Source organism: Olavius algarvensis spirochete endosymbiont, assembly GCA_900608495.1.
Classification (GTDB): domain Bacteria; phylum Spirochaetota; class Spirochaetia; order DSM-2461; family DSM-2461; genus UBA2779.
Window position 1 is genome coordinate 1 of record UWYT01000166.1, and the last position, 15,466, is coordinate 15,466.

General features: G+C 45.6%; 11 protein-coding genes. 7 read left to right on the forward strand and 4 right to left on the reverse strand.

The window, feature by feature from the left end:
* From S1OALGB6SA_RS10150 to S1OALGB6SA_RS04120, 3 genes are all read left to right on the forward strand, one after another.
* Positions 1-972, forward strand: a 972-nt coding sequence (locus tag S1OALGB6SA_RS10150) for a hypothetical protein (RefSeq protein WP_195910294.1), incomplete at its 5' end; no start/stop codon positions are given.
* A gap of 271 nt (positions 973-1,243) precedes the next feature.
* Complete coding sequence (gene rny / locus S1OALGB6SA_RS04115; RefSeq protein WP_503465870.1) at positions 1,244-2,776, forward strand: ribonuclease Y; 1,533 nt, start codon at positions 1,244-1,246, stop codon at positions 2,774-2,776.
* 284 nt (positions 2,777-3,060) lie between these two features.
* The gene (locus tag S1OALGB6SA_RS04120) at positions 3,061-3,879 is read left to right on the forward strand and encodes a TlyA family RNA methyltransferase (protein WP_124032650.1); all 819 of its coding nucleotides are present in this window, start codon (positions 3,061-3,063) and stop codon (positions 3,877-3,879) included.
* Between the two features lie 66 nt (positions 3,880-3,945).
* Here S1OALGB6SA_RS04120 and S1OALGB6SA_RS04125 read toward each other — a convergent pair whose 3' ends face one another.
* Positions 3,946-4,698 carry a GerMN domain-containing protein gene (locus S1OALGB6SA_RS04125; RefSeq protein WP_124032651.1) on the reverse strand — a complete coding sequence of 251 codons (753 nt, stop codon included), beginning with the start codon at positions 4,696-4,698 and terminating at the stop codon, positions 3,946-3,948.
* Positions 4,699-4,809: 111 nt separating this feature from the next.
* On the opposite strand from S1OALGB6SA_RS04125, the gene der reads away from it, so the two are divergent.
* The 4 genes from der to S1OALGB6SA_RS04145 all read left to right on the forward strand — a co-directional run bounded on the left by der (position 4,810) and on the right by S1OALGB6SA_RS04145 (position 11,825).
* Positions 4,810-6,183, forward strand: coding sequence for a ribosome biogenesis GTPase Der (der, locus tag S1OALGB6SA_RS04130; RefSeq protein WP_124032652.1), 1,374 nt, complete (start codon positions 4,810-4,812; stop codon positions 6,181-6,183).
* The gene (locus S1OALGB6SA_RS04135) at positions 6,180-7,820 is read left to right on the forward strand and encodes a DUF8515 domain-containing protein (RefSeq protein ID WP_124032653.1); all 1,641 of its coding nucleotides are present in this window, start codon (positions 6,180-6,182) and stop codon (positions 7,818-7,820) included. Before der ends, S1OALGB6SA_RS04135 begins: the two co-directional genes overlap by 4 nt.
* A gap of 145 nt (positions 7,821-7,965) precedes the next feature.
* Complete coding sequence (locus S1OALGB6SA_RS04140) at positions 7,966-8,634, forward strand: HAD family hydrolase (RefSeq protein WP_124032654.1); 669 nt, start codon at positions 7,966-7,968, stop codon at positions 8,632-8,634.
* Complete coding sequence (locus S1OALGB6SA_RS04145) at positions 8,631-11,825, forward strand: SpiroCoCo family coiled-coil protein (protein ID WP_124032655.1); 3,195 nt, start codon at positions 8,631-8,633, stop codon at positions 11,823-11,825. The genes S1OALGB6SA_RS04140 and S1OALGB6SA_RS04145 overlap by 4 nt, the downstream gene beginning before the upstream one ends.
* Positions 11,826-12,049: 224 nt before the next feature.
* On the opposite strand, the gene purU is transcribed toward S1OALGB6SA_RS04145, so the two are convergent.
* The 3 genes from purU to S1OALGB6SA_RS04160 form a co-directional block, all read right to left on the reverse strand.
* Positions 12,050-12,901: a formyltetrahydrofolate deformylase gene (gene purU / locus S1OALGB6SA_RS04150; protein ID WP_124032656.1), complete on the reverse strand. Its 852-nt coding sequence runs from the start codon at positions 12,899-12,901 to the stop codon at positions 12,050-12,052.
* A gap of 82 nt (positions 12,902-12,983) precedes the next feature.
* Positions 12,984-13,958, reverse strand: coding sequence for an NAD(P)-dependent alcohol dehydrogenase (locus S1OALGB6SA_RS04155; protein ID WP_195910295.1), 975 nt, complete (start codon positions 13,956-13,958; stop codon positions 12,984-12,986).
* A 20-nt stretch (positions 13,959-13,978) separates the two neighbouring features.
* On the reverse strand, positions 13,979-15,466 hold a 1,488-nt coding region (locus S1OALGB6SA_RS04160; RefSeq protein ID WP_124032658.1), incomplete at its 5' end, for a diphosphate--fructose-6-phosphate 1-phosphotransferase.

The following is a 15,466-nucleotide window of genomic DNA, read 5'->3' on the forward strand; positions in this document are numbered from 1 at the left end:
AGTGAGGTGGAAGAATCTCTTAAGGTGGCGGAAGCTTCAATGGAGGAGCTTGCTGACAATACGATTGAGCGTGATGAGCTTTCAGAGTCTAGTTCTGAAGCGCTTGAGGATTTGCCTGTTGTGTTTGCGGATGCCTTCGGAGAACTAATAGAAATCGGCAAGTTAAAACAGAGCAAGCTGTACACATTTGAAGGAGCACCAGATGGAGCTTACGAGAATGTGATAGGCGATTTGGAATCACTTGATGAAGATAGGGCTGATGATTTAGAGGAGATTGAAAAGCCTGTTACGGCCGATAAGCTTAACTCGGCGCCGGAATCCGACTCTATGGATAAGGTGGTGTTTATCCCAGTTGCGGAAGTTGTTGGGAAATATGGCAAATCGAAGCCGAATAAGGTTAACGATGAAAATTTTGAACACGGAGACTCGATTGAATCCTTGATAAAATCTAGAACTACAGGCATATTGCCGAGTGCAGAATCTGACGATAAAGACTTGCATTTTGCACACGATTTTCCGAAACTAAGCTGGCAGGAAGATGGTTTGAACTACGATCAGTATCTTCGAGAGTTTGAATCTGGTTCGGCTGGTGTTTTCAAATCGTTGATGAAGCTTTCCAAGGAATATAAGGCAAATTGCGGAACGCTGTTCTTGAACTCAAAAAAAGGGCTCGAAGCTGATTGTTCGGTGGGATTGAGCGACGAATGCGCAATTCAATTGTCGGTGACACGAGACGAAAAAATATGGAGTGAATGGTTTGAGAGGAGATTGATGGTGCTTATCCCAAATCTTTCGAATTCGCTGTATGCAAACAAAATTGAACATTACGAATTTCGATACATCCATGCCGCGCTTCTTATTCCAATTATCTACAGTGGCACTCCATCGTATCTCTTTTTTGGGTTCAAGAAGGCTCCTGAAGATCCCATGGGCTTACTTATTGGATCGACTGCCGTGGGTAGTGCTTTTTAGACAAAATCTGCTGTGGTGAGATGATCAGGGATTCTGCTGGATAACTGCCTGATGCCTTGAAATCACTGGCGCATACAACCTCGTTATTGCTCGCCCGGGAGCTGTTTTACCTGCAGAGGCCGAGTACCTGATGTTTGCTTGGCTCGCACCAGAGTTAACCGGCTCTTCACTAAAAATGAACCAATATTTTGTAATGTTTTAGAAAACACACGCTACTTGACCTTGTTATCACAACCGTATAATCATTGTCTGAGCAAACAAGGGGGGAAATATGTTGAGCACTATGTTGATAGTTACCCTTCCCCTCGTCGGTATCATCGTGGGATTTCTTGCACGATGGATATATGCCAAAAATCGACTTTTTTCGTTGGAGCAAAAGGCACTCATGCTTAAGGAGGCTTCCGTTGCGGAGGCAAAAAATACTAAAAAAGAGATTATTCTGGCAGCTCAGAATAAAATTCTCGAGGATAAACGAGAATTTGAACGCGAGATTCGAAAACAGCGTTCGGAAATTCAAAGATACGAGAGAAGGATCCAGCAAAAGGAGGATAATCTGGATTTAAAAATCTCGGAGATTGATAAGCGCCGGTCGGAACAAAAAAAGTTATTGGAAGAGAATAAAAAACGAGAGGTTAGACTCGCGAATGAAGAAAAGCGCTGGCAGTCGGAATTGGAACGGGTTTCCAGCCTGAGCGTCGAGGATGCGAAGAAGCTGTTGATGCAGAGTATAGAGAACGAGGCGAAGCACGATGCACTCGCTCTCGTTAATAAATTTGAACAGGAAGCGGTGGCTTCTGCCGAAAAGAATGCAAGGAACATTCTTACCGCAACGATGCAACGTATCGCAACCGAGGTGACAACTGAGATATCGGTTACTTCGGTAAGCTTGCCCAATGATGAAATGAAGGGGCGAATAATCGGCAGGGAGGGTAGAAATATTCGAGCCCTGGAAACCCTGACTGGGGTGGACATTATCATTGATGATACTCCCGAGGCAGTTGTGATTTCTTGCTTCGATCCTATTCGTAAGACGATTGCAAAAATCGCACTGGAACGGTTAATCCAGGATGGCAGGATTCACCCAGTTCGTATTGAGGAAATTGTACAGAAGGTGACTGCCGAGATAAATCAGATGATTCACGATGAGGGTGAGCGAGTGTTGTTCGATCTCGGCATTCATGGTGTGAGACCCGAATGCATTCGCGCGCTTGGAAGGCTGCATTTTAGAACGAGCTATGGTCAAAATGTGCTGGCGCATTCAAAGGAGGTCTCTGTACTTGCGGGAATGCTGGCTAGTGAAATTGGCGTGGATGTAGCGATAGCCAAACGAGCGGCTCTTCTGCATGATATAGGCAAAGGCTTGGAAACCGATAGCGAAGGGGGTCATGCGGAAATTGGAGCAGATTTTGCGCGGCGGATGGGTGAAGATCCGAGGGTTGTCAATGCGATTATTGCACATCACAATGATGAGGAGATTACCTCACCTGAGGGTGTAATTGTGCAGTTGGCCGATGCCATTTCGGCGGCGCGGCCTGGAGCACGCCGCGAAATTTTGGACAATTATATCAAACGACTTGAGAATCTGGAAAAAATTGCAATGAGTTTTGAGGGTGTCGAAAAGGTTTTTGCCATTCAGGCCGGCCGAGAATTACGGATTATGGTTAATCATACTCGGATTGATGATCAACAAACTAGGCAATTGGCTAAGGATATCGCAAGAGACATCGAACTTCAGTTGAAGTTCCCAGGAAAAATTCGAGTAACGATTATCCGCGAGACTCGGGTTGTGGAATATGCGCGATAGGCGTTTTATCCTGGTTCTGCGAGTTTGACTGGGAATCAATCGAAGTAATTGAGGATGGATAGTTAGATATCGGAACAAGGTTAGAGGCCAGTATGAAAACTGAAAACTTGGATTTCAAGTTCGTTGCCTGTAGGAGCAGCAAATCATAGAAATGCTTGTCTTCCTTGTCACCGATATATTCGTGCATCTGTAGAATGGTGCAGATAAGTGAAGACAACCTGACTCCTCCGGTTTCGTACTTTTTAGGGAATGCATGAACTGTTTCGTTTTGGTAGGCTAATGAAGTGGAATTTCGCCGTCGCTATGCTTCGTTAAAGAAAATACTTGCTGAGAAGTACCCTGAAATGGAGGAAAAGTCGCTGTACTCGGCGATTCTCTGTGGTGAGATTTTTGTGGATGGCGAGCGCCTGCTTAGCCCTAAGTGCGAGGTGGGGCGGGGAGTGGAAATTCTTTGGAAGAAGAAGAAATACGTTGGCAGAGGAGGATATAAACTTGAGGGAGCGTTGGCAGACTTCAGACTCAGTCCGCGGAAACTAGTTTGTGTTGATGCAGGAGCGTCAACCGGAGGCTTTACGGATTGCCTTTTGCGTTATGGTGCCTCCACTGTCCATGCGGTGGATGTTGGTTATAACTTATTGGTTTGGAAGCTAAGGTGCGATGAGCGAGTGATTGTACACGAACGTTGCAATGTGATGAAGTGTTCGCGGCGCGATTTAATCCCTCCTCCGCTATTCGCTGTAGCGGATCTCTCGTTTCGATCTCTTAGAGGTGCCGCCTCGAAACTATTGTCGTTAGTTGACGGGGGGACACTCCTGGCTTTAGTAAAACCGCAGTATGAGAGTCCTGAGGAAGATGGATTTAAGGGAGTTGTTAGAACTCAAGAAACCCTTGTATCGATTATTTACTCCCTTAAATCAGACTTGGAAGATGAAGGAGTCTTTATTTTGGATATGACAATTTCCAGACTCCTGGGAAGAAGGGGGAATGTGGAGTTTTTCTTTTCCCTTGGTACTAAGGGCGCGATGAGTGGGGTGGATGCAAAAATACAAGATATGCTTAATCGAGTCAGCCTGAGCCTGAGAAAAACGAATAGGCCAGGGTAGCCAATAGATTTAGAAGAAAATGCAGCGATAGTTGGGGATTGAGACCTGTCGAGGAGGTTAACGAGGTTAAAAATCTTCACGTCCTAATGGACCACCTACCCAGAAGCCCTCTCCACCCAGGTAGTCAACTTGCTGCCCTTCAATCAGAAATTGGACTTTTTGAACGTTGGAGAACTCAGTTGCGGTGTAAACGATTTGCTCGATTTGGGAGCGGTAACCTTCAATTCCTAAAGTATTGAACCGAAATTGTTCATTAAAATCAAGATATGCTATGCCAGCTTCAATACGGGCGCCCATTATTTCTGTGCCTTCTGGAATCAGTGAGAGCAGGTGAGCGGATATTTCACCGGGACGGGGGCCGTCGATTAGAGCTTGAATGGATGTTAAGAGCGGGGGACTATCTGCGGGGATTGGGCGAAGTACACTCTTGAAGCTAATTGTACCCTCGTCGTTGACACGTACGAAAAAAAGACGAGCCAAACTGCTGGCCTGTGAATCTGAGCTGCTTGGTGGTTTAATCTGGGGCTGTGGAATTGGTTTGGGACGACTGATTGTTGGCGCCGGCACTTTGTCCTGCGTATTTGGACTCGATGGGCGTTCGATTTTTATAGTTGTTTGACTCTCTTTATTTGCTAGTTTGGGGAAGTAGCGGCTAGCTATTTCCTGGTTTAGCAAGAGAATGATTAGGACCAGGAGAATTACGATGATAAGTGTCAGCAGGATGTTGGTTCTATCCAGTCCGAATTTTTTTGGAGTTCTGCCTGGGATAGTTGGTTTTGGTTTTCTGGATTTTCGTGATTTCCCTGGTGCATTGTTCATAGGTTATTATATGCATTTCCTTAGTCATCTGGCCAATGGAGTCGAACCGGTGAAGTGTGGCTTCAGACGAAGGATGACTGCTGACGCTGAAGCCTGGCTGGGAGATCTGATATGATGGATACTGGTGAAACTTACCCCAGGGTTGTAATTGTTGGAAAACCCAATGTGGGGAAATCAACTTTATTTAATAGATTTTGTGGACGACGAAGGACGATTACCGATTCTACCGCAGGCGTTACTCGGGATGTGATTGTAGAAAAGTGTGTTGTGGCGGGAATTCCGGTTTACTTGGTGGATACCGGAGGAATTAAGGCAGATTTTTCTGAAGACCTCGATGAAGAAGTTACTAATAGAGCTATTTCTTCTGTAAGCAGCGCCGATATGATTCTTCTCGTGCTCGAGTTTGGAGAATTGACTGCTGAAGACTACTTGATTGCACAAGAAGTTCGTTCGGTGGCGGATAGAGTAATTCTTGTAGTGAATAAGGTGGATACGAGGCAGAAAGAATACCTGGCGGGCGAGTTCTATTCGATGGGTTTTGGTGAGCCATTTGCGGTGTCAGCAGAGCATGGCAGAAATGTTGACTTACTGCTTGAGCGGATTGCTCAGAGACTTAGTGAAATACGCGCGGAGAATCTGGATGCTGACATTGCTAAGGAAGTGGAAACCAGTGTATTGGGATTGCAGAGAGATCAATTAGTGGTAACCCTGGTGGGTAAGCCGAACACGGGCAAGTCAACTCTCTTTAATCGTTTATCGGGTGACGCTCATTCGTTGGTTTCCGAGCTTGCAGGTACAACGAGGGATACGGTTGTCTCGAAATTGAAATACAAGGATAGACTTTTTAGGCTTATTGATACCGCCGGGATTCGTCGAAAATCTCGAATTTCGAAAAATGTTGAATACTACTCAGTAAACAGAGCAATTACGGCAATGATTTCAACAGATGTTACGGTGTTATTGATTGATGCTGAGGAAGGTTTATCGGAACAGGATAAGAAGATTTCGAATCAGGCTGTGAAGAGAGGCTGTGGAGTGATTATGGCGATAAATAAGTGGGATGAGAGTGTGGTTGATAGAGCAAGATTGAAGGGTGCTCTAGATAAAATCCGTTTCAAATTTCCATTGTTGAGCTGGGTGCCGATTGTATTTATTTCCGCTTTGAAGGGTTATGGTATTGATAAGCTTCTGGATACCGTAATCAGAATTGATGAGCAACGCTGCCGCCGTGTGGAGACTTCGAAACTCAATAAGGCCCTTGGCGAGTGGCTTAGCTTAACTCCTCTGCCAATCGGAACTGGGCGGACTTATCGTGTGAAATATATCACACAGGTTTCTGTAAAACCTGTCCGATTCATAGCTTTTGTCAATCGGAAGGATGGATTTCCGGAAGCTTACAGACGGTTCATGATGAACCAGATTAGACGTGAGTTTGGTTTTGATTTGGTGCCGGTGGAACTGAAACTGAGAGAGGGGAAAAGATGATATACGTTTCTGATGAGTGGGTTGCTCGACAAAGTACTCGAAAGCTACAAGTAGACTTGAATTCTCTTCGGGATTTTTTCAAAGGAATGTCTATTTTTGTCTTTATGCTGTTTGGCATTATCAGCCTTAGAGCACAAGAAACAGAGCTTGCGCAGTTTAGAACTCGTCTGCGGCACGCTGCATTTCCTGAGAATGATGAAACCAGGCGACTGTTTATGGAAACGATTATGGCTCCGAGTTTCTCGATGGTGGAGACAGAATTTGAGATAAACAAACAGCGTTCTGATGGGCGGCTGGTATGGTTTGAAGTACGGCGTGCTTTGGGGGAGTGGTATGTGATTTTTCGGAATCAGAGGGGTAACTTGCCCGAAGGCGATTATCCCCTCTGGGGTAGAGGGAACTGGATTATCAAGAAAGATCTTGCTACCGGTAGGTTTGTTCAGGCAAAAATATTTCTTCAAGACGATAGAGAAAGTTTTGTTAGGATATTCCCAGGCGAGGGGGGTCGGAGCCTTTTGGATGTACAACTTTATGGACAACAATTGGGAGACGATGTGCTTATTTCGCTTTCGTTTGAGGCTCTGATGTTAGCTCCCTTTGCCAAGATAGTTGAATTGACTGAAAACTCAATGGCTTGGGAGGTTGTTTTCCCCGATCCCAGCGCTATTGGTTACAGATATGTCGAGAACCTGGTAGAAGAGCTAAGCAATTACACGGAATTGATTCAAGAGATGGACGATGGCGCAGTGGATGAAATTGGCAACAATGTGTTTATTGAATCCGTGGAGCCAATTTCTGCCGGTTTACCTACGAGTGATGGAAGGAATCTGTTGCCTGGCAATACCGGGTTGAATTGTTCAGGTTTTGTTAAGTGGGTTGTGGACGGCATTTACTCGGTGTGGAGGGGGAAACCCGCTTCGCTTTTTCTGGCGATTGATGATTTGCGTCAACCCACTTCGAGATTAAATTGGAATCCTTGGGGAGAATCTCTATCAGCCTCAAACAGGAATGCGCGGGAGAATTTGCAGGTTCTGTTGCGCGATCCGATGTTTGGATTGGATTGGAACCGGAACTTGGGTCGAATTGCTGAAGAGGCTCGATTGGGGAGGTCTCTCACATTGGAAGAAATCTATGCGTTGGAAACTTTTGAGTTAAGTGGCATCCCCTATCAAAGGGATTTGGGTATTAGTCTGGAAAGTCTCGATGCAGCATTGTATCAGCTTGCCGTGATACGGCCGGGCACCATATATCTTGCTGCCGTGAATTCGAGATTTCTTCCGGCTCCAACAGAACTCCACCCAAACCCGATACCGCTACATCAATATTGGCACGTGTCCATCCTCGCTCCCTGGTTTGATGATGGTAGTGGTGGCGAGAGGGGAAATTTTCGAGTGGCCGTTCTAGATGTGGGAGATGTTTCAGAATCGCTCTTGCCCAATCCTCATACAGGTATACCCTCCGCATTCCCGTCCGCTATCTTGCGCAATGCTATTCGCTATGCTCGTCTGGGGCGGGATGATGAAGGCAAGGTGTTAATTCCAGAGGTAATGATACATCTGGTAAGGTTAGACGTGCCGGCAAATTTCGAGGCTTGCCCGCTGCCGGAGGCAAGAAGACTTTCGCCGAGTGTTTTCTGATGATATATAACAGCGATATGCGATGTCTGAGATGGCAATTCCATGAATCTGGAGGCGTTCGCTCTTGGCTTTGACGCTGCTCAATCTTGTTTCATAGCTGACTCATTTACCTTGCTTCACAAAAGCCCCTCGGGTAATGTAAGGCATGGAGTTGAAGGCGATCGGGTTTGATATTGATGGAACACTTTATCCAGAGTATCGAATTCGATGGCGAGCTTTGTCCTATTTTCTCAGGCACATAAGACTGTTAGTGGCTTTTGCGCGAACGCGTAAACGGATGAGGTCCGGCCAAGTTAGCGAAACATATGACGTGGATGGAATTGAAATTGCCGTGCTGGCCAAAGAACTGGGCTGCGGTATTGAAAAGGCTCGGAAGCTTAGAGACAGATTGATATATCGTGGCTGGGAGAAGTACTTTCAAGGTATGAAGCTATACCCTGGAGTAAGCAGCTCGCTCAGGAAGTTAAAGAATGCCGGGCTAAAATTGGCTGTACTTTCAGATTTTCCTGTAGGCAGGAAACTGGAGTATTTAGGACTCGAAGGAATCTTCGACGTCGTATTGGGATTCCCCGAGTCTGGTCAGCTCAAACCGCACAGAGAACCGTTTGTCAGAATGGCCAACAGGTTGAATGTCGATCCGTGTAATATGATGTATGTTGGCAATAAACTGGCCTACGATGTCTGGGGTTCCGAGAATGCTGGGATGCGGGGGGTTTTGTTTGCTTCTTCCAGGCATCGAGTTTCCCTTGGAGTGACTACTTATACCAGTTTTCCACAATTGACGGAGAGCATCCTTCTCGAGGTGACAAAATGACATTCAACTTTGATGGCGGGGATATTCTAGTAATTTTTTTGGTTGCCATCATACTTATACTTTTTCGTCGGTTTGATCGAACGGGACGAACCTTGGAAAAGGTTCGAAGATATGCTGAGAAATCCAAGTCCGAACTAGACAGCATAGTTAAAGAACGAGAGCTTGGTCTCAAAGATCTGTCGGTAGATCTTGAGGTTCAGGAAAAGACTAACAGAGAGATTTTGGCAAGAGCTGAGATCGTGCGGGAAGAAATCATATCCCGAACCGAAGAAATTGAGAACAAAGTGGAACACATCAAGGAAAATGAAAAAGCGTTGGAAGGGCTTAACTCTTTGTCTCTGCGGGTTGATGAAAACCTTCTCAGACTAAGGGAGGAATCGTCTTATGTAGACGATGTAGGCATTCGCCTTAACGAAATCAAGGAAGAACTCTCAATGTTTAGACAAAGCTGCACGGAGCGTTTTGAGACATCTATCGCCGAGGCTATGAATGAATTTCGAGGTGAGTTAATCCAACTGAAATCGGAATTGCATGAATCGGAGAGACAACTTACCTTATTTGGGGAGACACTTGAGAACCTTGATGCCGGTAAGCAAAGCGAGATTGAAGCAAGATTTTCAGGATTCAAAGATGATTTAGAGCGAATTGAAGGAGATTTTCACACAAGAATCCAAAAGGCGGTTACGGCGGGAGTTCGTCTTGAAGACGCTGCATTTACTGCCTTGAATGAAAAAATCGAATCTCACTCCAAGCAACTTGAGCAGAATTGGATTGATGAGATAGAAGTTTTACGCGAACGTGTTTCAATTACAACAACAGAAATTCGAGAAAGCCTCGGGGATGCACAACAATCGCTCGAAAGCTGGGAATTGGACAGCGTCAGCAGATTGGAAACGGCAAGAAAGGAATACCTTGCGGTTGAGAAGAATTTGAAGGAAAATTCAATCAAGCTCGAATCCAGTCTGGTTGATCTTAATTCCAGGATAACTAGTATTGCAGAGAGCAAGGAAACAGACTTTCTTGAATCGGTGGAAAAGCGCCAGAATGAATACCGACAAATAGTCGAGGAACGTTTTAATCGTATCGAGGGATTCATTAAGGATATGGATTCCTTAGCCGAGAGTTTGAGCGCATCGCAGGAGCAAAATATTAAGGATGTCGAGAATATGTACTCTGCCTTTGATGCTGAGATGCGCAAGCGCAGGGACGATGAGAAGTCAAGAATCGAGGGACAAGAGGCTAATCTTCGTTTGGATATGTCGGAACTTGAACATGGACTTGAGGAGTTAAAAGCAAGAGCTTACGATAACGTTTCGGAAAAGCTACAGGTGTTTGAAGATGAATTTTCCGCGGATTTGAAGAGTAGAGACGATCAGATACGTACTACTTTGGATGAATGGCGCAAAAGCGCTGATTTTGAATTAGCGGAAATTGGAACGAAGGCGATACGAAATAGGGAAGAAACCGAGCAACGTTACTCGTCGGAACTCAAGCGGAAACTTGTTGAGCTGCAAGGCAGGATTTTTAGTCAGTTCGAGGCGTTTCAAGATCAGGTTAACGAATTTAAAGAATCGATTAATGGACGCATTTTGGGTTCTGAAAATGACGTTGCCTCCTATCGGGATGAACTTAGCGTCAAAATTGCTAACGAAAGGGAGCGCTCCGGACGTGAGTTTGAAATAGTTTATGAAAACTTCAACAATGAAACTCTGGAGAAGTTCGCAAAGGCCAACAAGACTATAAACCAGAAGTTGTCAGATTTTTCGGATACCATAGAAACCAATCACAAGAAAATTCTAACCGACTATCAATTGACTATAAAGGAAGCATCTGAATGGAAAGAAGGTATGAATATCCAATTTCAGGAAGCTCAAAAAGGTGCTGATGATCGTATTATCTCATTGAAGTCTGATATTGAAACTATGATTGCTGAACTCAAGGATGAATATGCTGATCGTACCGAGCGGCTAATACTGGAATCAGGCGAAGAGCGTACAACATTGAAGCGGGATATTGCCACAATTGAAGGATCAATTAAGCGCCTGTCTACGGAGCTTGCGGAGAGAACCAAGGACAGTCTCGATACATTGAAAGAACAGAGTGAAAATTTTCTACTTGATTTCCGCAAGAGCGCGCGGGAAGCTAGAGATGGAATTGAGAAGAAGATTAAGGAACTTCGCCAGTCGGTTCAAGAATCAAAAGAAAAAGCAGAGATCAATCGCAAGGAAATGAATGCCCATACGAGCAGTGAATACGCAAGACTGATGCGTAGTCTGGACGATATCGATAAGCGTCAGCGAGAATTCATTGCTGAGACAAGAGTATTCGAACGTGCCGATGAAATGAAGAGGATGCTTGAGGTTGATATTGAGGAACTGAATAGACAGATAAGAGCAGTTGGATCCGGCAGAGATGAAGTCCGGCGCATAAACGAACAATATGAGAGAGCCATAAGTCTTTATGGTGAGGTGAGTAATAAACTTTCACGATACTTTTCTGAGCAGCAGAAAGTGGAAAATCTTGAGGGCAGAATAGCCAGAGTTGGAAGCCTTTCAGAATCGGTTGAGATAAAACTTGAACGGATAAGCGATGTAAATGATTCCCTTCAAGGCCTGCAAGTGAGACAGAATCAATTGGAAGATTTAAATAGCGAATTGGTGAATCGATATGACAAACTTTCCGAAAAATCGGAAATTCTGGATGCCACTACCGATGAAGTGGATAAGAATTACGAGAGAATGATAGAAATCAAAAACCTGCTGAAAGAGCTTTCGGGGAAAGTGACTCCCCTGCGCGATGAATTGGAGGCTATCGAGGAAAGGCATGCACAATTAGGGGAGGATTCGGCGAAGTTTGATTTCCTTGCGGGAAAGGTTGGTGCAATTGATTCCACCATTGTTGAACTCGACAAAAAGATGGAAGAACTTGGTAAGGCGAGAGAGTGGCTTGCTAAAATGGAGACACGGTTGGAAGAGCTTAGTAGAGATACCCAACAGCGGATAAAACTCTTCGGAACCTTGTCAAAGCGTGCAGTCGGTGGTAAAAAATCCAGTAGTTCACCGGATATGAGCACCAGGGAAATGGTGGTGAGATTGGCTCGTGAAGGCTGGAATAGTGAGGAAATCGCCACTAATTTAAGACTTAGCCGAGGTGAGGTTGAGCTGATTCTGGAACTACAGCCAAGGAATTGATCGAATAACTAGCATGCGGTTCAACCGCCACTTGCCGCGATGGCTTGCAAACGGGCAGCCATTTTCGTGGAAAATATACCCTGGCTGGCAAGAGTATAGCTTCAGCAAGCTTGGAAGACAGGGCCTGCGAGGTTAATTAAATCTGCCTTGAAGGATGCCCATCTCAAGCTCACAAGGCACTGATATGGAGAATCCATCAGCTGGTTGCATGGCGCTGGTATATGCTAGCGCAGTATGAAGGTGCGGTTCTTGTACACAAATATTGAATGGCTTAGATAGAGCTTAAGAGCGTGTACAAGTGTTCGTCGTTCGACATCTTTTCCTATTTGCACAAGATGGTTGATGGATGAGAGATCGCTTACGGGAATGACTTCCTGGGCGATTATTGGGCCCAAATCTAGAAGTTCGTTGGCAAAATGAGCGGTTGCACCGATTATCTTCACTCCTTTGTGCCAGGCCTGATGGTATGGTTTTGCACCTGTAAATGAGGGCAGAAATCCATGATGTATGTTGATAACCTTGTTTTTCCACCTTCCAGTGAATTCTGGACTCAGAATCTGCATGAATCTGGCCATCGTTACCAGGTTGATTTCATGGTCTATCAGAAGTTGTTGAATTCTTTCTTCAGCCGCAGTCTTCCCGAGTTTGTAATCAATATGGTGGAAGGGAATCTTGAACTGTTCCGTAACCCCTCTGTTGTGGGGATGATTGGATATTACAAGCGGTATTTCACAGTCGATTTCCCCGTCTTGGTGCTTCAATAGAAGCTCCCAAAGGCAATGGTTCGTTTTGCTGACCAATATGGCCACACGTTCATTTCGATTGGTGTCATGGAGTTCCCAACTCATCTTGAATCTGTCCGCAGTGATTCTGAAGGCTTTCTCAAATGATTCTCGATCGAAGGGGTTTGGCGTTTCGAACAGTGTTTTAAGCATGAAAATGCCGATGTCGGAAGCGGTGTGTTGAATAAGATCGAGAACATTTGCGTCATTCTTCGCCATCATAGATGTGACGGCAGCAATTATTCCCTTAGCATCCGGACAGGAGGTTTTTAAGACATACTTACTCATGGCCATAGGGCGGCGCCAAGCAAGAAATTTATCCAGGGGTTTCTATGGTATGAAGAAATCGTGATGTTGATTTGCATTGAAACGCGTCCTAAGTTTTTATGCTGATAATAACCTTGCCGCGGGAATGGCTGCCCTTGTAGTGTCGAAAAGCAGACTCAATTTCAGTTAACCGGTAGCATTTGTCTATCAGCGACCTAATATGCCCGCTTTCAATAAGCTGGCGAATGAAATTCAAATCCACGTTGGGTTTCACTAGCATATTGTGAAACCCCTTGTTGTATTTCCTGGATAGGATGGGCCCCAGAAGCGCGCATTGTAAGAGCTGTTTCATTGAACCTCCGGTAATCACAAGACGTCCTCTGGGCTTCAAGGCCCTCCGATAATCATAAATTGAGTAATTTCCCACACATGCAATAATTGAGTCGAATTGTCTATTGAGCCTGCTGAAGTTCTCCCTTTTGTAATCGATTACCCGAGTTGCCCCCAGCGAATGGGCAAGTTCGAAGTTGCCTTTAGAACAAAGTCCGGTAACATTGGCCTGATAGTATTTGGCAAATTGAACGGCGAAGCTGCCGATGCCACCGCAGGCGCCGATAACTAAAACTTCTTCCTCAGGCTTCACCTTGGCGTGGTCTCGGATGGCCTGTAGAGCCACATGGGCGGATTCGGGAACAGCGGCGGCCTCTTCAAAGGATTGATTGGCAGGCTTGATTGCAATCGCGGTTTCGGGAACAGATACAAACTCGGCGAACCCGCCGCGCTTCATGTCCGCAAGGTCTCCATAAACCTCGTCTCCGGGTTTGAATTTTTTTACTTTGCGCCCAACTTTTTCCACGCGCCCAGCGATATCGGAGCCTGGTATTTTGTATTTGGGCTTGAACACCCCAAACCCCGCTAGCCGTACGATAAGGGGCTTTCCGATGATAAGCGCCAGGTTGGAGAAGGTGATAGACGACGCGCGTACAGCAACCAATACTTCGTCGTCGGCTGTTTCTGGAATTGGCAGTTCCTCCAACGTTATGTTTTCAAGCGGTCCATATTTTCTGATTACTGCTGCTCTCATGAACATCATACTAACATTACTCAGTCCTCTTCGGAAATATCCTTTTCAAGGTTCAGAGTGCTTGTTGTCTCCTCACTGATCCTGCCATCACCGTAGTACTGGATTGGGCCTGGAAATTCATAGCAAGTTTCGAGCGCCCATTTTTCTCGATTGCTTGCGAACGTCTTGAAGGGAGCCCCGTCCAGTTCAACCAGGGCCTTGCGAATCACGGGTTTCAATTCGCCATGGCGCTGCTCCATATTCATCATCATTGTAAGAGGGATACCACCCGGCACCCAATCAGCGACAGCCAGATGTAGATTTGCAATATTGGCGATATAGCCAGTTAATCTGGCCGAAAGAAGCAGGTAGGCCGAGAAGCCAAGTCCATAACAGTAATTCGAATCGAAATTACTTGGGAAGGCAGAGCGTCCTTCGTAGCCGAAAAAATGCGCAAAAGCGCTAAATTTGCCGCGATACTCTCCCCTTAGCTTCATCTTGGCTAAGCGTGCGTCAAGCAATTCGATTAGTAGCTTCTCAGTTTCAATGCGGGAAACTTGGACATTCCCGTGGGGGTCGCGATCATCGAGAAGCTGTATTTGAATTTTGCGTGGCAGGGAGGAGAAGACATAGGAGGAATTCTTTGACAGCTCATGATTCACCCATTCTCTCGCATCTTCAAAGGTTTTGATAGTGGCAAAGTATTCAGCTTCCTTGGCCAGCAAGCCGTTCAGTTCGGCAATTAACTTGCCGATTTCCGGAATGAATTCTATTAATCCTTCAGGAATAAGGACAACGCCGAAATCCTCTTTCCGTGAGGCACGCGCCACGATAGTCTTGGCAATCAAGTCTATCACCTGATCAAGCGACATATTCTTTGCCCTAACTTCTTCAGAGATTATGCAGATGTTAGGATGTGTCTTCAGAGCACATTCGAGGGCGATATGACTGGCGCTGCGACCCATCAACCTGATGAAGTGCCAGTACTTTTTGGCGCTATTCGCATCTCTTTCAATATTTCCAATTAATTCAGCGTAGGTTTTTGTAGCGGTATCGAACCCAAACGAAGTTTCGATGTACTGGTTTTTTAAATCGCCGTCGATGGTTTTCGGACAACCAATCACGTTAATCCCGGAATTTCTTTTCTTGAACCATTCGGCAAGAACAGCAGCGTTGGTATTGGAATCATCGCCGCCAATTATCACAATGCCATCAATGCCATAGCTCTTGCAGGTGGCAAGGCTTGCCTCGAATTGTTCTGCGGTTCCGAGCTTGGTTCGTCCCGACCCAATGATATCGAAACCTCCGGTGTTACGATAGGCATCGATAAGCTTTGAATCAATTTCCAATAATCGGCCCTCGACAATTCCTATCGGCCCCCCTCTAAATCCGAAGAGCTGATTCTCTAGATTGGCCTTTTTCAATGCATCGAAGACGCCGGCTATCACATTGTGGCCGCCGGGAGCCTGACCGCCTGAGAGGACTACCCCGATTTTTCTGGGGTTTGACGGTTTGGTATTCGTCCCCTC

Bases quoted from the DNA above. Each gene is read 5' to 3' on its own strand.
- S1OALGB6SA_RS04145 (WP_124032655.1), top strand. From the start codon at position 8,631: ATGACATTCAACTTTGATGGCGGGGATATTCTAGTAATTTTTTTGGTT.
- S1OALGB6SA_RS04135 (WP_124032653.1), top strand. From the start codon at position 6,180: ATGATATACGTTTCTGATGAGTGGGTTGCTCGACAAAGTACTCGAAAG.
- purU (WP_124032656.1), bottom strand. From the start codon at position 12,901: ATGGCCATGAGTAAGTATGTCTTAAAAACCTCCTGTCCGGATGCTAAG.
- S1OALGB6SA_RS04155 (WP_195910295.1), bottom strand. From the start codon at position 13,958: ATGAGAGCAGCAGTAATCAGAAAATATGGACCGCTTGAAAACATAACG.
- rny (WP_503465870.1), top strand. From the start codon at position 1,244: ATGTTGAGCACTATGTTGATAGTTACCCTTCCCCTCGTCGGTATCATC.
- S1OALGB6SA_RS04140 (WP_124032654.1), top strand. From the start codon at position 7,966: ATGGAGTTGAAGGCGATCGGGTTTGATATTGATGGAACACTTTATCCA.
- S1OALGB6SA_RS04125 (WP_124032651.1), bottom strand. From the start codon at position 4,698: ATGAACAATGCACCAGGGAAATCACGAAAATCCAGAAAACCAAAACCA.
- der (WP_124032652.1), top strand. From the start codon at position 4,810: ATGATGGATACTGGTGAAACTTACCCCAGGGTTGTAATTGTTGGAAAA.